This is a genomic window from Pseudomonas sp. BP11-1-1 (assembly GCF_052112105.1).
Taxonomy (GTDB): Bacteria; Pseudomonadota; Gammaproteobacteria; order Pseudomonadales; family Pseudomonadaceae; genus Aquipseudomonas; species Aquipseudomonas alvandae.
In genome coordinates, this window is record NZ_JAUTYU010000028.1 from 1 (window position 1) to 17989 (window position 17989).

Annotated in this window: 19 protein-coding genes and 1 pseudogene; 8 read left to right on the top strand and 12 right to left on the bottom strand. The window is 59.1% G+C overall.

Translation table 11 applies throughout. The features are described from left to right. The first annotated feature begins 117 nt into the window (after window positions 1–117). A complete protein-coding gene (locus Q7C33_RS27480; RefSeq protein WP_334597396.1) occupies window positions 118–1290 on the top strand; it encodes a zinc-dependent alcohol dehydrogenase in 1173 nt (390 codons plus the stop codon). Window positions 1291–1401: 111 nt separating this feature from the next. On the opposite strand, the gene Q7C33_RS27485 is transcribed toward Q7C33_RS27480, so the two are convergent. The 3 genes from Q7C33_RS27485 to gcvA form a co-directional block, all read right to left on the bottom strand. After that, the gene (locus tag Q7C33_RS27485; protein ID WP_030142259.1) at window positions 1402–2163 is read right to left on the bottom strand and encodes an SDR family oxidoreductase; all 762 of its coding nucleotides are present in this window, start codon (window positions 2161–2163) and stop codon (window positions 1402–1404) included. An 11-nt stretch (window positions 2164–2174) separates the two neighbouring features. Next, entirely contained in the window at window positions 2175–3002 is an 828-nt protein-coding gene (locus Q7C33_RS27490) for an EamA family transporter (protein ID WP_407684481.1), read from the bottom strand. A 69-nt stretch (window positions 3003–3071) separates the two neighbouring features. Beyond that, window positions 3072–3980, bottom strand: coding sequence for a transcriptional regulator GcvA (gene gcvA / locus Q7C33_RS27495; RefSeq protein WP_407684482.1), 909 nt, complete (start codon window positions 3978–3980; stop codon window positions 3072–3074). 183 nt (window positions 3981–4163) lie between these two features. On the opposite strand from gcvA, the gene Q7C33_RS27500 reads away from it, so the two are divergent. Next, a complete protein-coding gene (locus tag Q7C33_RS27500; protein WP_407684483.1) occupies window positions 4164–6341 on the top strand; it encodes a TonB-dependent siderophore receptor in 2178 nt (725 codons plus the stop codon). A 126-nt stretch (window positions 6342–6467) separates the two neighbouring features. Here Q7C33_RS27500 and Q7C33_RS27505 read toward each other — a convergent pair whose 3' ends face one another. The 6 genes and pseudogenes from Q7C33_RS27505 to Q7C33_RS27530 form a co-directional block, all read right to left on the bottom strand. Continuing rightward, window positions 6468–6722 (bottom strand): cloacin immunity family protein, encoded by a 255-nt coding sequence (locus Q7C33_RS27505; protein WP_258650526.1) that lies wholly within the window; start codon window positions 6720–6722, stop codon window positions 6468–6470. 21 nt (window positions 6723–6743) lie between these two features. After that, window positions 6744–6995 carry a pyocin S6 family toxin immunity protein gene (locus Q7C33_RS27510; protein WP_258650524.1) on the bottom strand — a complete coding sequence of 84 codons (252 nt, stop codon included), beginning with the start codon at window positions 6993–6995 and terminating at the stop codon, window positions 6744–6746. A 51-nt stretch (window positions 6996–7046) separates the two neighbouring features. Next, window positions 7047–7301, bottom strand: a complete 255-nt coding sequence (locus tag Q7C33_RS27515; protein ID WP_258650523.1) for a cloacin immunity family protein — start codon at window positions 7299–7301, stop codon at window positions 7047–7049. Between the two features lie 7 nt (window positions 7302–7308). After that, entirely contained in the window at window positions 7309–7449 is a 141-nt protein-coding gene (locus tag Q7C33_RS27520) for a colicin E3/pyocin S6 family cytotoxin (RefSeq protein WP_407684495.1), read from the bottom strand. 123 nt (window positions 7450–7572) lie between these two features. Then, complete coding sequence (locus Q7C33_RS27525) at window positions 7573–7818, bottom strand: hypothetical protein (protein WP_258650522.1); 246 nt, start codon at window positions 7816–7818, stop codon at window positions 7573–7575. Then, window positions 7815–8997, bottom strand: a pseudogene (locus Q7C33_RS27530) (S-type pyocin domain-containing protein). The gene Q7C33_RS27525 and the pseudogene Q7C33_RS27530 overlap by 4 nt, the downstream one beginning before the upstream one ends. Before the next feature lie 220 nt (window positions 8998–9217). Between Q7C33_RS27530 and Q7C33_RS27535 the strand changes: the two are divergent. From Q7C33_RS27535 to Q7C33_RS27545, 3 genes are all read left to right on the top strand, one after another. Then, complete coding sequence (locus Q7C33_RS27535; protein WP_217861678.1) at window positions 9218–10390, top strand: hypothetical protein; 1173 nt, start codon at window positions 9218–9220, stop codon at window positions 10388–10390. A gap of 201 nt (window positions 10391–10591) precedes the next feature. Further along, window positions 10592–11527, top strand: a complete 936-nt coding sequence (locus tag Q7C33_RS27540; protein ID WP_030142269.1) for a hypothetical protein — start codon at window positions 10592–10594, stop codon at window positions 11525–11527. Between the two features lie 50 nt (window positions 11528–11577). Then, a complete protein-coding gene (locus Q7C33_RS27545) occupies window positions 11578–11970 on the top strand; it encodes a VOC family protein (RefSeq protein WP_217861676.1) in 393 nt (130 codons plus the stop codon). On the opposite strand, the gene Q7C33_RS27550 is transcribed toward Q7C33_RS27545, so the two are convergent. Next, window positions 11955–12707, bottom strand: a complete 753-nt coding sequence (locus tag Q7C33_RS27550; protein ID WP_258650515.1) for a gamma-glutamyl-gamma-aminobutyrate hydrolase family protein — start codon at window positions 12705–12707, stop codon at window positions 11955–11957. The two genes, Q7C33_RS27545 and Q7C33_RS27550, sit on opposite strands and share 16 nt — an antisense overlap. 145 nt (window positions 12708–12852) lie before the next feature. Between Q7C33_RS27550 and Q7C33_RS27555 the strand changes: the two genes are divergently transcribed. Next, window positions 12853–14619: a S8/S53 family peptidase gene (locus Q7C33_RS27555; RefSeq protein WP_258650514.1), complete on the top strand. Its 1767-nt coding sequence runs from the start codon at window positions 12853–12855 to the stop codon at window positions 14617–14619. 52 nt (window positions 14620–14671) lie between these two features. On the opposite strand, the gene Q7C33_RS27560 is transcribed toward Q7C33_RS27555, so the two are convergent. Further along, complete coding sequence (locus tag Q7C33_RS27560; RefSeq protein WP_030142273.1) at window positions 14672–16033, bottom strand: purine-cytosine permease family protein; 1362 nt, start codon at window positions 16031–16033, stop codon at window positions 14672–14674. Between the two features lie 15 nt (window positions 16034–16048). Further along, window positions 16049–16723 (bottom strand): cysteine hydrolase family protein, encoded by a 675-nt coding sequence (locus tag Q7C33_RS27565; RefSeq protein WP_323155489.1) that lies wholly within the window; start codon window positions 16721–16723, stop codon window positions 16049–16051. A 602-nt stretch (window positions 16724–17325) separates the two neighbouring features. On the opposite strand from Q7C33_RS27565, the gene Q7C33_RS27570 reads away from it, so the two are divergent. Together Q7C33_RS27570 and Q7C33_RS27575 are read left to right on the top strand one after the other, a co-directional pair. Further along, on the top strand, window positions 17326–17787 hold the full coding sequence (locus Q7C33_RS27570; protein ID WP_030142276.1) for a thiol-disulfide oxidoreductase DCC family protein: 462 nt from the start codon (window positions 17326–17328) through the stop codon (window positions 17785–17787). A 34-nt stretch (window positions 17788–17821) separates the two neighbouring features. Further along, complete coding sequence (locus Q7C33_RS27575; RefSeq protein ID WP_080628626.1) at window positions 17822–17983, top strand: DUF2986 domain-containing protein; 162 nt, start codon at window positions 17822–17824, stop codon at window positions 17981–17983. Window positions 17984–17989: the final 6 nt, after the last annotated feature.

Here is a 17989-nt window from a genome sequence, read left to right on the forward strand (position 1 = left end):
GCTCTCCCCAACCATTACTTTGAACTACTCCCCCCTCCTCCAACCGAAAATGTCAGGAGGTCCGCAACGAGCCTGATCGTAGCGACCGTACCGTCCCCACCTAGGAGGTATACCCAAGTGAAAGCGCTACGCTGGCATGGAAAGAAAGACATCCGCTGTGATGACCATCTCCCCGACCCCACGATAGAAGACCCGCGAGACGCGATTATCAAGGTGACGTCGTGCGCCATTTGCGGCTCGGACCTGCACCTGTATGACGGTTTCATGCCCGGCATGAAGCATGGCGACATCATGGGCCACGAGTTCATGGGTGAAGTGGTGGAAGTGGGTTCGGCCAACAAGAAGCTGAAGATCGGCGATCGCGTCGTGGTCCCGTTTACGATTTGTTGTGGTGAATGCGATCAATGCCGGCGGGGTAACTTTTCTGTTTGCGAGCGCAGCAACCGCAACAAGGATCTGGCCGACAAGGCCTTCGGTCACACCACGGCGGGTCTGTTTGGCTATACCCACCTCACCGGCGGCTACCCCGGCGGGCAAGCCGAATACGTGCGCGTGCCTTATGCCGACTTCACGCCGGTGGTGATTCCCGAGGGGCTTACCGATGAGCAAGTGTTGTTTCTTGGGGACATCTTCCCCACCGGCTGGCAGGCCGCCGTGCAATGCGATATCCAGCCCACCGACACCGTGGCCATCTGGGGCGCCGGCCCGGTCGGCCAGTTCACGGTGCGCAGCGCGGTGATCCTCGGGGCCAGGCAAGTGGTGTGCATCGACAACGTGCCCGAGCGCCTGGCGATGGCGAAAGCCGGTGGCGCCATCACCATCAATTTCGATGAGGAAAGCGTGCTGGACCGCCTGGCCGAGTTGACGGCTGGCAAGGGGCCCGAGAAGTGCATCGACGCGGTGGGCATGGAGTCCCATGCGACCCGTTCGTTCGACTCCATCTACGATCGGGTCAAGCAAGCGGTGATGCTGGAATCCGACCGCCCCCACGTGCTGCGGGAGATGATGTACGTCTGCCGCCCCGCCGGGACGCTGTCCATTCCCGGGGTGTATGGCGGCTTGATCGACAAGATTCCGTTCGGCGCCGCCATGAACAAGGGCCTGACTTTCAAGATGGGGCAGACCCACGTGAATCGCTGGACCGACGACCTGCTCAAGCGCATCCAGGAAGGGCAGATCGACCCGAGCTTCGTCATCACCCACACCGTGAGCCTTGAAGACGGACCGGACATGTACAACACCTTCCGGGACAAGAAAGACGGCTGCGTGAAGGTGGTGCTCAAGCCCTGACCCCAGGGTCGTGCCGCTCCCTGGATTGCGGGTTCGCCCGTGATCGCGGGGCGGCCGGCAAGCCGTTTCAAGCGACCAGTGAGGTTTCGATTCCCAGCGAACGACGACGGCTCACTTTCCCCCGGTCACATCCAGGAAGGTCCCGGTCACGAACGACGCCTCCGCGCTCGCCAGCCACAGAATCGCCCGCGCCACCTCCTCCGGCTGGCCGCCCCGGCCCATGGGAATCGAGTCCTTGACGCGATCGACCCGCCCCGGCTCGCCGCCGCTGGCGTGCATGTCGGTGTAGATGTGCCCGGGGCGAATGCAGTTGACGCGGATGCCTTCCCGGGCCACCTCTTTGGCGAACCCGATGGTGAACGTCTCCAGGGCGCCTTTGGAGGCGGCGTAGTCGACGTATTCGTGGGGACTGCCAAGGCGCGCCGAGGCTGAAGAGATGTTGATCACCACGCCGCCCGGGCCGTTGTGCCGGTAGGCCATGCGCTTCACCGCTTGCTGGGCGCAGAGGATCGGACCGATGGAGTTGACCGCGAAGATGCGCTGCATGCGTTCGAAGCCGAGGTCCTCCAGGCGTGACTGGGTGGACAGCACCCCGGCATTGTTGACCAGCACATCGATCCTTCCGAACGTCCGGTCGATGGCCTTGAACAATTCATCGACCTGCCCGGGGTCCGCGCTGTCGGCCCGCACGGCCAACGCCTGGCGTCCCAGCGCCTGCACATCCGCCACCACGGCCAGCGCCGCGGGTTCGTTGGCGACGTAGCTGATCGCGACGTCATAGCCTTTTGCGGCGGCAAGCCGGGCGGTGGCGGCGCCCACCCCGCGACTTCCACCGGTTATCAGGATCAGCGGTGCGGGCGAGACGTTATCCATTGAAATACCTCCTAGCCAATGATGAGGGTGCCGCTGGCGATCACTGCGCACGCCAGGATCCGGCGGGTGGTGAGTGCCTCGCCGAGGAACGCGTAGCCAATCAGCAACGCGAACAGCACGCTGGTTTCGCGCAGTGCCGATACCGCGCCCAACGGCGCTTCGTTCATGGCGTAGATGACGATGCCATAGGCGAGCAACGAGACCAGTCCGCCGGCCAACGCGGAGAATATTCCGGGGCGCAGCGAAAACAAGCTGCGGGCGTCGCGCAGGCCGATGTAAACGGCCGGCATCAGCACGCCCCATAAGGCGCACATCCACACCGTGTAGGAAAGCGGAGCGCCGGAGAGCCGGGCACCCATGCCGTCGACGACGCTGTAGGCCGCGATGAAGCAACCGGTTCCCAGCGCGTAGGGCAAGCTGGGGACTGACAGGCTGCGGCCCCTGAAGGCCAGCGAGATAATGCCGCCCGATACCAGCGCAATCCCCAGCATCTCGCCGGGGGTGATGTTCTCCCCGGCAAAAATGGCGGCACCCAAAGTAATCAGCGCCGGCGACGATCCACGGGAGATGGGATAGATCTGCCCCAGGTCGCCGACCCTGTAGCTGCGCACCAGGAACAGGTTGTAGCCGACATGCAGCAACGCCGAAAGCAGCGCATAGCCCCAACTTTCAACCGCTGGCGGCACCATGAACGCTGCGGCGACGACACAGGTGATGGCGATGGCGATGCACATCACCGTCATCGACCACAGCCGATCGGCACCGCCACGCAGCAATGCGTTCCAACTGGCATGCAGGAGCGCGGCGAAAAGAACCAGGAAGACGATATGGGTAGGCATGGTCGCCATTCTAGGCAGCCCATCGCCCGGACTACAGCGAAGTCTCCTCATCGGACCATGAACAGACTTTCATACCTTATAGCTTCGCTGGACTTTCAGCGCCTCGCTGATCAGCCATTGGCGAAAGCTGACGATGTGCGGCTGCGATTCGATGCCCTTGGGACACACGAAGTAGTGAGCAAGCGGCGATGGGAACGGCACATCGAACAACCGCACCAGACGGCCGTCGCTGATTTCGTTTTCAACATGCCCGCTGCGCACCAACGCGACGCCTTGGCCCAGCAGCGCGGCTTCGACCGTCATGTTGGTGTCACCAAACCGCACGCTTTCCTTGATCGGCAAGAACGCCAGCCCGACCTGTTGGAACCAGGCCTCCCACTTCGGCACCAGCTCGGCGCCATCCCGGGTCAGCAGCGGGAAATGCAACAAATCGGCAGGGCCGTAGGGCGTGCCGAAGCGTTGCAGCAGATCGGGGCTGGCCACCGGAAACACCTGCTCGCCAAACAGGAACTCCGAATACAGGCCAGGATAGATGCCCTTGCCGAGCCGGATCGCGACATCGGCCTGGCCGTTGGAAAAGTGGATGACCTTGTCCGTGGTGTCCAGCGAGACCAACAGCTCGGGATGCTGGCGAGAGAGCATTGGCAAGCGTGGCAGCAACCACTTCAGCGCGAAGGAATACGTGGTGCTGACGCTGATTCGGACCCGGCCTTTCTGCTCGCGCAGATCGCTCAACGTCGCCTCCAGGCTCATGATGAACTCCCGCACGATGGGCGCCAGCGCAGCCCCCGCCGCCGTCAGGCTCAATGACTTGCCACGCTCGAACAACTGCAACCCCCAAAGCGCCTCGAGATGCTTGAGCTGATGACTGACCGCGCTTTGCGTGACGTGCAATTCATCCGCAGCCGCAGTGAACGTCGGGTGCCGGCTGGCGACTTCAAAGGCTCGCAATGTGGCGGTTGGCGGCAGATCTCTCATGTATACGGTTCCGGGGAGTTGTGTGAAAAACACGGGGCATGAACGTCTGCTCATGATAGAGGATTCGCAGCGCACCGCTCTACGTCGGCAATTCCAGCCAATGGAGGCTTTATCGTTCAGAAAAATCTTGAGACCCTTAAATGCTAATCGTTCTCTCAATCATTAGCATCTCAGAACCGACTCATGTCGACTTGCACCACCACCCCGCGTTATTTCACCCCTACCCGTGATCTCCTGGCCATGGCGATCTGCATGGCTTCCCTGGCTCCCGCCTACGCCGATGACAACAGCGCCGCCACCCAGAACACCCCACCGGCCACGCTGGAACTGGGCGCGACCGAAGTCACGAGCAACCAGTTATGGAGTACTACGGAAGGCACCGAATCCTACACAACCGGTTCGATGTCGACGGCAACCAAGCTCCCGCTGACCATGCGTGAAACCCCGCAAGCCGTTACGGTCATCACGCGTCAGCGTATGGATGACCAGGCGATGACCAGCATCAACGACGTGGTCAAGGCGACGCCCGGGTTGTTCCTGGATTTTTCCAGCGGCCCTGGCCGGCAGACCTACAAGGCGCGCGGGTTCGAAATCGATAACCTGATGTATGACGGGATCCCGACCGGCTACAACGGCGTTTCGGTCGGTGCCCAGCCCAACCTGGCAATGTTTGATCGGGTCGAGATCGTGCGCGGTGCCACAGGCCTGGTGACCGGGGCAGGCAACCCGTCAGCCGCGATCAACATGGTCCGCAAGCGCCCACTGGCCGAACAGAAACTCACCCTGACCGGTACCGCCGGCAGCTGGGACGATTACGGTGGAGAGGTCGATGCGTCCAGCCCGCTCAACGACAGCGGCACCCTGCGTGGCCGGGTCGTGACCTCATACCGCGACGCCAACAGTTTTATCGATGATGTCGAGGAAAATCACGGCCTGTTCTATGCGGTCACCGAAGCAGACCTGAGCGAAGACACCACCTTGACCCTGGGTTTCTCCCATCAGAAGGACAAGACCAATTACTTCTGGGGTTCCTCGATGATCGGCCAGGACGGTCATCACCTCGACCTGCCGCGCTCTTACAATCCGGGCACGGATTGGGAGAACAAGGACCAGGAGATCAACACAGTATTTGCCGAAGTACGACATCGCTTGGCCAATGACTGGAACCTCCAACTCAACGCAAACTACTCAGAACAGAACGCCCTGTTCTCCGGCTCTTACCAATCGCGCTGGGTCAACAACACGCTGGCCCGCACGGTTTACCAGGCCGCTCATGACGAAAACCAGGCCGGCGTTGACGCCTTTGCCAGCGGCCCTTTCGAGGTATTCGGACGCACCCATGAACTGGTTGTGGGCGCGAGCAAGCGCATCTACGACGACACCACCCACAGCTACAACCCTTACGACACCAACTGGCCGATCAACGCCGCGAAACCGAACTTCGTCCATACGAACAACCAGCGCGAGGTGACCACCCAGGACGGCGTCTACCTCACCACACGCCTGAGCCTGGCCGACCCGCTGAAGCTGATCCTCGGCGGACGCCTGGACTGGTACGACTACGATAATCATGATGGCGAGGGCGACTACAAGGTCACTCGAAACGTCACCCGTTACGCCGGCTTGATCTACGACCTGGACGACCAGTATTCGGTCTACGTCAGCTACAGCGACATCTTCACGCCGCAGAGCGCAAAGGATAGGTCCGGGTCCCCGGTCAAGCCGATCGTAGGTAAAAATTATGAAGTCGGGATCAAGGGCGAGTACTTTGATGGCGCGCTGAATGCGAGCGTTGCGCTGTTCCGGATCGACCAGGAAAACCGCGCAGTAGAGGTGGTCGTGCCCAACTGTCCGCAGGCAACCTGCAACGAGGCCTCAGGCGAGATTCGCAGCCAGGGGATCGACTTCGAAGTGCAAGGCGCATTGACCGAAAACTGGCAGGTCGGCGGTGGTTATACCTACGCGCGAACCCACACCATCAAGGACGCCGCCAATCCACTGAATGTAAACAAGCAGTTCGACACTGACACGCCGGAACATCTTTTCAAGCTGACCACCCACTATCGCTTCCAAGGCCCGCTGGAAAAACTGCGCGTTGGCGGCAACGTCTCCTGGCAGAGCCGGATGTACAACGACATTCCGCTGGCCAACGGCAGCAAGTACCGCCTCGAACAGGGCAGCTATGCCGTCACGGACTTGATGGCCGGGTACAGGGTCAACCAGAACCTGGACCTGCAGGTCAACGCCAACAACATCTTTGACCGCCGCTACTACTCGACTATCGCCAACTCTGCGAGTTATGGGGGGGATGCGTATGGCAATCCGCGGAATATGATGTTGACGGCCAAGTACAGTTTCTAGTTAAGGGCGGATTCTTTCTGGTCCTGAAACAGTTCGGATCTGTTTCAGGACTGCGCCTTTTGCGGCAGGCAGGCATGATCCAAGCGCTATTGCTTGAAAATACCTTTGAAAAACCTTACGCGGGGATCACCAACTGTCTCGATAGTCGAAGGCTATCTGATAGTCATAGCCACCCCAATCAATTGAGTGTTGAAAATGGGGTTGCAAGATCGCCACCCATTCCAAGACGACATTGAAGCCTCCGTTATTAATATTATTCTCGATTGGAAGACCTAAAGCCTCGACAACAGCGCCGTCGTCACCCAAATCCTCTGAATACTCCTCCCCCTCGAAAGACTCTGTTTTTTTGCCATACCACTCGAGTCGCAATTTGAGACCCATACGATTCCTTTTTGGTATTTTTCAGGCATCGACACAAGTTCCAATGTAGTACTCCAATCCCGCTGGGAACTCCATACCCAGCACCCGTCCTATTTCCCTTAGCTGCTCATTTGTTATTTCTAGCTCTCCAGGCCCGACTTCGACGAACGTTTTCCCCTCGGTTATTTGGGCGAGCATTTCATTCTGCTCAGCGTTTTTTATGTCCATTTCAAACTGCAATGAATCGTCATTTCTGTCGTCGGGATAAAAACCCGTTATTGAGAAGTAAGACACGGCACCCCACTGCCAAAAAAATACCCTTCGAAAGGACGAGCTGCCCCGCTGCTACCACGCTGCTCGGTAACGAAATGAGATCTGGTAATCAAACTGCTCAGGAGCGATTGAGTGATTGAAGAGGGGTTGAAGAAGCGGGATCCATTCTTCGAGCACATCAAAACCTCCGTCGTATATCCTTGGCTCGCTCCCCAATCCCAGCGCGGTAATTGCTGACATATCGTCGCCCATATCCCTCGAATATTCCTTTCCTTCACCCAACTCGGTTCTCTTGTCATACCAATCCAATCTGATTTTCAAACCCATCGAACCCTCACAGATATTTTTTGATGTTACGATTTTTTCGGATCGGTCCTACTTGAAGTCCTGTCTCATGGCTGAATGCACCTAAGTGGCTTCCATCGCTTGCACGATACAACTCCACTTCCATACCTAGAGCCCCACTTATAAACATTTCTACCTTTAGGGCTGTCAAAAATTTCAACGGCGGGCTTGATTTTTTACCTTCGTTGCAGGCCAGGCGGGTTTGGTTCGCTTGCCGGTAATCGGGTCGCAAACTTTCTCACCCCTCCGATTTTTATGATTTTCCCCCAGGCTGGTTCCCGCTGGTAGTGAGATAAAGTACTAGGTTTCTTGGCAGTATTATCGAGCAGGCGGCTTCCAACTCATTAATTTGAGAAGCAGTCAGTTCATAGTCGTATAGTTGCTCCTCCTGTCCAGTCCAGTTCATTATTGTTGCCAATTCTTGGTCATTAATGACGAGCGCTGTTTCGTAAGAGGCGAAGTCATCGCCGTCAATGACGCCCATTATTTTGTGGTTCATGGTTCAATCCACCTCGTTGGGTTGGCTGGTTTCGTCTGGACACCTGTAATGTGGTTGAACTCACCCAGATGTTTCCCTCGCTTGTCGTATTTTTCTACTGCGCCATGTTGAAAATCCCATTCATAAATATTGTTTTTATCCTTCCAGCGTGGACGCAGTCCTCCGCCTTTCATGCGAGTCTTGGGCGGGGCCCATTTTGCACTTGGGAACGCCGTTGGAAAGCCCGGTTTTGGGAAATACTTGAGGTGAGCCGTGCTCAAAACCACATAAACCGGCCGAACCCCCGAATCCGCCGGAAACACAAGGACGAAATCCTTGTACTCTGGCGGATAAATCGGGTTGACGATGATGCTGTCCGCCACCGGCGTCGGTGGGTAGATCCAGATGTGTGGCGTTTGGGGCGCGGCATCCAACGCAGGGATGCCAAGGGTGTCGGAGGGATCGGAGGCTGGGGTCCAGATCAGTTCGATGCCGTCGCCCAGGTCGGCGATGTATTGGTCGCCGCGAGGAGTGAGGTGGACGACGGTCAACCATTTCCCAGCCGCGGTTTTGGCCGGTATAGAAGCCGTAGCCCTTGATACTGCCGTCGGCCTGCTGCTCGATACTCAGGCGCATGCGGGTGCGGGCCTGTTTGAGCTGGCGTAGCTGGTCTTCGCTGTAAAGGGCGCTGTCGCCCAGGTTGGAGGGCCAGAGCAAGGCGACGATGCCGGTCAACAACGCCGCGCCGACCGTGCCAGTAGCGGCGCCAGCCGCCGGCACAGCGGAACCTCCCAGTGCGAGCCGGCCCCAGGCGACGGGTATTGCGCTTGAGCCGATTTGCTTGAGGGGAACGCTTCCCGAAGCGTCGGCGCTTCGGCCGCCGAGCCACGTCAGATCACCGTACTGTTTGACCAGGTCCGGCGGTACGAAGCCGTTGGGGTTGCTGTAGTCAATGATTCCGTTGGGCAGTTTGCAGCTCTTGGCAAACACGGAGCCGGTGATGACGAGAGGCTTTTTCTCCACCGTGGCCCAACGTTCGTTTTCATAGGCAGCCTGTCGGGCGAGCATGGCTTCATGGCCGCGCTGGAGGGTTTCGTAGTCCGCCAGCTCGCTGGACGTCATGTCCCGATAGGAGATGTTGTGCCCTTCGCCGGAACGTGGATTACGAACCTTGGGCAGGTCTTTTGGGCGTGTGGTCACAAGTCGCGAATCTCATCCTGAAAATCCAGGACGGACGCTAACGCAGGGGATGTGAGTGGCGATGTAGGACGTTTCCTGAACCGGTCGCTCCGTTTTCATCGACCGATGTAGGGCCAAACTCGACGTGACAATTGAGCCCAGTTGAACCTTTCTGGCATGGAACACGACCATGAACTATTTTGGAGCCATCGGACGTTCATTTCAGAGGATGAAAACGAACATGAACAAGCTGACAAGCTATGACTCCATGGACGCGCTCAACGACAAGATACTCAGGTACTGCAACCCTATCGCAACAGTTGAGAGCACAGAAATCTTGCACTTCGATGCACGCGGGGGGGATCAGCTTGCCCTGTCTACCCAGGCCTACCCCTATACCTCCGTCGGCTCAATCGCCATCGTCAAATCCAATAACCAGATCGATGACCATGTGGTCAATCAGTACCAGAACAGATATGGGGCCAATATCGGCTCCACCCATCTTGCAACCCAGCTGATTCTCCTGGACTCAACCGACGAAGAACAAATCAAGCAAGCTATCAGGAGAGACGCCAGACACACGGGCCCCAAACATATCAATAAAGCGGTCTCGGCAGCGGTTGTATTCAATATCCAGGATTACTGGCTTGCAGAAAGGGTTCAGTGGTTCATGGAGAACAAAGAGGAAGCCCAACAGGGTTTTACCTCACGGGACATGCGCCAGATTCCACCCGCTGAATTCAATCGACGATTTAACGAAATCGTCGACCGCAACCGCGCCAACTTTGACCTTATGCGAAATGTCAAATCCTGGGTTTTTGGTTCCTTCGGCGCGAGCCAGCCTGGATGGGAGAGATTCGTTCACCATGATATCTACTCAGCCAGGCGTGTTAGAACGCATCTTAATAATTTGAATGATGCGGGCACTGCAGAAGCCCGCGGCGAGTACGCCGCAACCAAATACCTGCTGACTATTCAGGGTCAGGACTACCAGATGAAAATTGGCAAAGCCGCCTCAGGAAGGACCAACGGAATAGATCAGATCTGGATCCGTAGAAACATGTCAAGCGGGGCCGTCGAAGAGTATTTGATAATAGAATCAAAAGGCAGCCTGGGAGCTAAACTTACAAACACGCTCTATGGACAGCAAATGTCGCCCATGTGGATATTCAGGTGCCTGATTGGACTATTTAGCGACGACTACAGACTTGCCAGCTCCTCCACAGCTGACCAATATGCAAAGAGCACGCTGGTCGAGAAGATCCTGGATGCGTTGATAAACGACAAAGCGCCTGTCACGGGCTATATCTTTCAGACAATGACTGGCCTGAAGACCGGCGCCGAGTCCCTGGTCATCCAAAAACTAGGTAGATACAACCTGATCAACGCCTACCAGAAAGCGATGTCCACGTGAGGCTTTTTCGGGAGTCACCAACGCGTCGGTTTTGAGCCGATGTACTCCTTTGCAGGATAGCTGTGGCGACGTTGCCTACCCACACCCAATGTTCTACGTGATCCTCCGCATGAGGTATTCTCCGCTGCCCGGAACACGATCGTCGCCTGCGGCTTTGCGCAGCCCTTCGGCGTTCTCCAAGCGGCGCATCAGGAGCCCTGCATGCTGATCGGATATCAATTCGAGCGCACCGCGCGCGATGACCTGCACATCCACTCGATCAATTGGGTGCAGAGCGGATTCGTATTGCTGGCAAGCGCGATGGCCTTGATCTTTCCTGGGGCGGCCGTGCTAGCAATCATGGAGGCGGGCTCCTCGCCAGCAGGCATGGATCCGCTGTCCTCGCTCCTGCTCGTGCTCGGGCTGCTGCTGATTCCCGCCCTGGGCCTGGCGCTGCTGGTTTACACCGGCACCCGCGAGACCTTGCTGTTGTCGCGTCTCGACGGCGAAGGCAAGCGCCGCACCCAGAACTTTTTCGGACGCCGTGAGCGGGTGCATTCGGTGTTCAGGATCGACGCCGCCAAACACTTCGAACTGCGCCGCCACCCGGAGGCCAAGCCAGCCGCCACTCAACTGTGGCTGGTGATGCGCGATGGCATCACCCATCGCCTGACGAGCAGCAACGTTCCGATCGTACCGGGAAGCAAACGCACCGACCTATGGCTGCGTGAGATAAGCGACTACCTGCAAATACCAATGCCCAGCGAGGTAACGGTGGGTTCGGCACCCGTTGCGAAGGCCGCCTACCGGCCTGCTCCGACCCCGGCGAAAATCGCCAGGCAGCGCAAAGCAAAGGCGCCGACGCCTTCGGCGGAGACGACTGAGCAACTGGGCACACCCGCACGCGCCCTGCTCGCGCTGATTGGCGCGTTCCTGGCTGTGTTCGAGCTGACCCGCATCATCACGTTGGTGCCCTCGCTGTTTACCGGACGACTGCGCATTGGCATTTCCCGCCCGACAACCTTCTATTGGGCGGAGCAGCCGATGACCTTTTCATTCCACGTGCTTATCGGTATCGCCGAGCTGCTGGTCATCGGCGTGATCGCCTGGGGTTGTTTGCGCGTGGCGATCGAAGGACGGATGAAGGCCAATCCTTGAGGAGACGCTGCTATGGTGGAAACAGGCCTTCCCCTTTCCAGGATGAAAAGATGATTTCACATGTGTGCATCGGCGCGAACGATTTCCAGCGAGCGTTTGTGTTTTATCAAGAGGTCATGCAAGCGCTCGGCCTTGAACTCAAGTTCAAAGACCTTGAACGCCCCTGGGCGGGCTGGATGCACCCTGACAACCCACGTCCTCTTTTTGTAATTGGCAAACCCTATGACGGCGAACCGGCGACGTCCGGAAACGGGCAAATGATCGCCCTGCTGGCCTCCGATAGACAGGTCGTGCGTAACACTCATGCCCTGGCGCTGACCCTGGGTGGCCGCTGCGAAGGTCCTCCAGGCCTGCGCCCTGAATATCACCCGGATTATTACGGGGCCTACTTTCGGGACCCTGAAGGCAACAAGCTCTGCGTCTGTTGTCACGATCCGGCGTAACCCGCCCGCTCTCTGCACGCCTGCCCAAACGCCCGAAAAATCGCTCGATAATCCGCGTTCTCCATCACCTCCCACTCCGGATGCCATTGCACCCCCAGCGCAAAGGCCCGGCTGCCCTCCACCGAAAGGCCCTCCACCAACCCATCCTCCGCCACGGCCTCGACGCGCAAGCCCTGCCCCACCCGCGCAATGCCCTGGCCGTGGACGGAGTTGACTTCGATGACGTCCTTGAGCCCCAGCCGCGCCAACACGCCGCCCGGCCGCACCGTCAGGGCATGGTTGCGGGCGTATTGTTCCTGGACGGGTTCGTTGCTCGGCGGTTCATGTTCGGCGCCAGGGCCGTCGAGCTGTTGATGGAGCGAGCCGCCGAAGGCGACGTTCATTTCCTGGAACCCACGGCAGATACCGAGCACCGGCAGGCCCGCTTCGACCGCGGCGCGCCAGAGCGGCAGCGCCAGGTTGTCCCGGGCCGGGTCGTGCTCGGTGCCCGGCGGGCTGGGTGGACCACCGTAGTGATGGGGTTCGATATTGGACGGCGATCCGGTGAACAGCAGCCCGTCCAGGCCGGCAATGACGTGGGCAGGATCGATCAGCGCCGGGAACACCGGCAGGATCACCGGCAGCGCTTCTGCGGCGGTGGCGACCGCCTGGGCGTATTTGTCGTTGCTGAGCTGGACGGTGTGCGGGCCGATCTTGCCTGAGCAGGCGATGATTCCGATCATGGGTGGACGAGACATGGGACTCCCCTGTTCCTCAAACGCTTATGAATCGGATTGCGGTGCGGGTTCGGTTGTTCCATTTCGATGACGCTCGATAGGGACGCCTGAACGAAGCCATCGACGCAGCGGTCGGAACAGCAAACCCCAGCAAAGAACTCCACCCATGCGCTTACGATCCGTCGCCCTCGCCTCATTCCTGATCTGGACAGCCAGCACGACCGCCTCCGCGCAAGAACCGTTGCGCCTGGAAGGCCTGAAGCGCTGCGGCGACTTGCTCGAACGCCAGCGTCAGGAATGGTGCCTGACCGCACGTGGGCTGGGTGACGCAACGCCACAACTGCAACTGGGCGAGAAAACGATTCCTGCCCACAGCATCCAGCGTGAAGGACAAAGCCTGCGCTTGCGCCTGGACAGCGCCGATTACCACAGCGGTCCGCTCTGGCTGGCCGACGGCCCACGCCTGAGCAATGCCGTTTGGCTAACCATGGGCAACAGCCACGTGCTCGCCGCTGGGCCGAACGAGGTGGCGAAGAACATGGACGGCCTGACCACCTATGTGGATCTGGTCAGCGTGCTGATCGAGGAAAGTCACGATGGCCGCCAGGAGGCTGAGCGGCTTGCCGGCAAATATGGCGCGAAGGTGGTCGGCAGCATAGCGCCGCTGAACGTGTATCAGCTGCGCCTGCCGGCCAAGGATCTGGTGCATCGCGATGCGTTGGTGCTGCGCCTGGGCAGCGAGACCAGCGTCGATGCGGTGGTGATCGAGGAGTCAGGGGCGGAAGAGGCCGAGCAAGCGCCCGCCCAGCCTGACGAGCCGAAAAAACCGGCCCAGGACTCGGATGAGTGGGCGGCGAATCGCTTTCTCGACGCGGTGCATTACTACCAGCGGCGCATCCCCGGACAGCAGTCGCCGATCCGACCGCAACCGGTGCGCATCGGCCTGATCGAGCGCGACGTGGATTTCGACACGGCGGATTTTGCCGATTACCTCGGCCCCTGCTCGGTGCCGCGCACCTGCGTCTACGCCCGCGATGCGGACAAGCCGGACAACCACGGCACGACCGTGGCCGGGATCCTCGCGGCGCGCTGGAACGATGGCGGCAACAGCGGTTTTCTCCGGGGCCTGGACAAGGCCAGCGGTGGCTTCGAGGTGATCGTCGAGCGCAATTCCGATGCGGGGATCACCGCCAACATCGCCGCTTCGGTGAACCTCGTCGAGGACGGCGTGCGCGTGCTCAATTGGAGCTGGGGCATTCACCGCGTGGGGGCGAAAGATGTCAAAGGCGATGACGTGGATTCGCTGCTGCGTTCGGGCATCGCCATGGGCGGCTACGAAGAATTGCTGGAGGAATTTTTCCTGTGGCTGCGCAAGGAACATCCCGACGTGGTGGTGGTGAACTCCGCCGGCAACGGCTCCTCCTTTTCGGGCACCGACGAATACCGCCTGCCCTCCTCGTTCATCACCGAGCAATTGCTGGTGGTCGGCGGGCACCAGCGCAACGAACGGGCCGCACTCGCCGTCGACGACCCCGGCTACGCGGTCAAGCGCAGCTCCTCGAACATCGACATGCGCGTCGACATCACTGCCGCCGCCTGCACCCACGCCTCGACGGTCAACGCCGGCGAGGACGGTGCGGTGCATTGCGGCACGTCCTACGCCACACCGATGGTCACGGGCCTGCTGGCGGCGATGCTGTCGATCAATCCAGAACTTCAGCCAGAACAGCTGCGCATGCTCCTGCGGCGCAGCGCCATGACCATCGGCGACAACCATGATTTCGAACGAATGGACGGCGAAGACCTCACCGCGCCCATCCTGCCGTCGGAGCGCAATTACCAGCTCAACGACAAGGACGTGGGCCGCTCGGCGCGGCTGGACATGCAGAAAGCCCTGGACCTGTCGGTGCAGAGTCGCAGTCGGGTACGCTGATGCTGCCTTGGGCGATCGATCCGTTCGACTCCCCAGGCATCATCGCTCGCCGTCAAGTCTCGACAGGCGCTGTCACTGCGCATCTATAGCGGCTCATCAAGCCGTAATAGGCACCGGCGGGAATCAGCAAGCCGACGACCCAGGCAAGATCGATCCCTTGCAAGGCACTGGCAACCGGACCGGTGTACAACGAGGTACTCATGAACGGGATTTCAAGCACGATGGTGATCAGGAATACACTGACCGCGATCCAGTTCACCCGACCATAGATACCGTCCGGTTCGAAGATGTCCGCGATCCGATAGACACCTTTGCGCAAGGCGTAGTAGTCCACGAGGTTGATCGCCGTCCACGGGATCAGGAAGTAGCTCATGAAGAAGATGAAGTTCAGGAAGAACTGCAAAAAGTCATTCTGGGCCAGCGTGCACAAACCGGTCGCGGCGGCGCAGATGACCAACATGAACCCCGCGCGTACAAGCGGCGTGACCTTGAGTTGCGCATAGGGCTCGACCACCGTCACGGTCGACATGAACGCGCCGTACAGGTTGAACACGTTGATCGCGACCTGCCCGTACAGCACGAAGCCGAACATCAACAACGTCCCTCCCCCCATGAGCCCGACCAGGTTCAAGCCAACATTATCCGAGAACCCGGCCACGCCCTTGGCCAGCATTGCGCCCAGCACCATCATCCAGCTGCCGCCGATGACCGTTCCCAAATAACTGTACCAAAACACCTGGCGGGTGGACGTGCGGGTTGGTAGGTAACGCGAGTAATCGGCAACGTAAGGCGCATAGGACAGTTGCCAAGTCACCGAAATGCTCACCGAGGCCAGGAAACTCACCAGGCTGAACCCTTGCGGTGTCCACTGTCCGGGTTCGATGGGCAACGCAAGGGACAGGACGGTGGCGAAACCGAAGACCGCGATGGACACCAGCGAAAGGATCTTCTGGAAACGATGGATGAACCGGTAGCCGACCAAGGCCACCAGGAAGCACACCACGCCGAGCAGGATGATGTTCACTTCGTTGCTGAACGGGCTTGCCGTCGCAACGGCCTGGGCCGCCAACAGCGTGTTGCTGACGAAAAAGCCCAGGTAGATCAACATCACGAACAACAGCGGGACAATGGCGCCAAACACCCCGAATTGCGCGCGACTCTGGATCATCTGCGGAATGCCCAACCGCGGCCCTTGCGCGGAATGCGAGGCCATGAAGACCGCGCCGATCATGGAACCGACAAGGATCGAGAGCACGCTCCAGAACAGATTGAGGCCCAGGCTGATCGGCAATACGCCGGCGGCGACCGTGGTGATGTTGGCGTTGGCGCCAAACCATACGAAGAACAACGAGCGAGGCTCGCCATAGCGTTCGTCTTCGGGGATGAAATCAATGCTTCTGTTTTCAACTTTCATGATTGTTCTCTCCGATTAGCGATCGTTGACGAGACGGCTTTCGAGATGCTCGATGGCTTCTACGAACGCTTCTGGCAGGAAGGCGAGATGGTCGGGCGTCGCGGTGCGGAGCGAGACCGCTGGCTGGTTTTGCCAACGTCGCAGCAACTGCTGCGCAGAGAAAATCTCCAGCCCGTAGATCCAGTTGGAAAGAATCAGCAACGACGAGTAGTGGGCGGCAGCGGTGGTCGCCGTGCAGGCGTCGGCCACGACAGTGACTTGGAAGTCGCGCTGATACGCGTCGAACACGCTGGTCATGACGCACACATCGGTCAGCACGCCCATGACCACCAAGTGCTTGATGCCCCTGCGGCCGAGCATCTGGGCCAGCCGAGTGCCATGGAAAGCGCTGTAGCGATGCTTGTCGATCACGACATCGCCCGCCTGGGGCGCAAGCTCATCGAGAATCTCCACAGCGGCGGTGCCCGCCAGATAGGTGGTGGGCCGGCCCAGTTCATCGACCGGCTCACCCAGCATCAAGTCGCGGCCATGGGCATCATTGATATGCCGCGTGTAGAACAACGGAATGTTCAGGCTACGAGCGGCATCGATGACCGATGCGGCGTTCTTGATCACTTGCTCAAATCGCGGGAGCGCGAATTGATCTTCTTTTTGTAGATCGACCAGCAGGATTGCGGTTTCAGTGTTCATCAACGTTCTTCCGGGTGCAGCTTCCCCGGCAAGCGCAACAACAGCTTGCCAACGGCTCAGCGGATAAAGACAGGCGGCACGCCCGCTGGAGCAGGCATGGCACAGGACGCGTCAAACGCACGGGAAAGGGTCAGCTGACTATTTGCCAGAAACCGTTCTGCTTGGCGGCAACGCAAGCCGGAAGTCGTTGGAGAACAACGGGAGATGGCGAGACGGACCGACGAAGAAAGACCTTCATGGCGCCACTTGGCAACGCGCGAGCCGAACCACCTGCAGGGAACAGGTGGCGACCATGGGCGTTATCAAAGCGTGACGAGGGCCGGATCATTGGGGTGAGTCTCAAGGGAATCGCTACTTGAGGACTGCAAAAAATCGGCCAAATGAGCTGAAGGGATTGGAAAGCGGCAGATTAGAGCGGTATGGAAGAGGGTGCGATTTTCTGGCATGCGGAATACCATCAGACAATGATACAGAACGTAACACAGCAGTTACTCGCTTCCTGTCTCCCGCACTCAAATTGCCCACGGCGGTAGCCTTCAGAAGGCAAACACACCCTGACAGTCTGTATGATCCCAACCTAACCAAGTCCCAGGACCACTCGTATGCCAGCCTCAAGAACCCGACCTTCCCCCGCGCCGCTGCTCAAGCCAGGCGAAACGGTGGTCCTGTTCGACGGCGTGTGCAAGCTTTGCAACGGCTGGGCGAAGTTCCTGATACGCCATGATCGGCAGCGACGGGTGCGGCTGGCGGCGGTGCAATCGCCTGAAGGCCAGGCCTTGCTCGCATGGGCGGGTTTGCCAGTGGACCAGTTCGATACCATGGCGGTGATCCGCGACCAGCAACTGTGGGAGCGCTCGGACGCGTTTTTCGAAGTGGTTTCGCAATTGCCCGGTCGCTGGCACGCGGTGAATGTATTGCGCCTCTTGCCGCGCGCACTTCGAGACTGGGTCTACGATCACATTGCGCTGAATCGTTATCGACTGTTTGGCAAATACGACGTTTGCCTGCTGCCGAATGCGGATCATGAACAGCGTTTCTTGAAAATGCCGGCAACCGAGCGTTAAATCGCGTCTGCCTCTCAAACCCAAGTGGAACGACATGAACCGCCGCAAAAAAATCAACCAGCTGCTCAAGGCCAACGCAAAGAAGGCCAGCGCCAAACTGGCCCCCAAGAGCAAGGACAAGTACATCAGCAAAGCGGATCGATTGAAGATGGCGGCTGAAGCCGATCCGGACTTGACCGTTTCCACTGAGCAGTAACTCGCC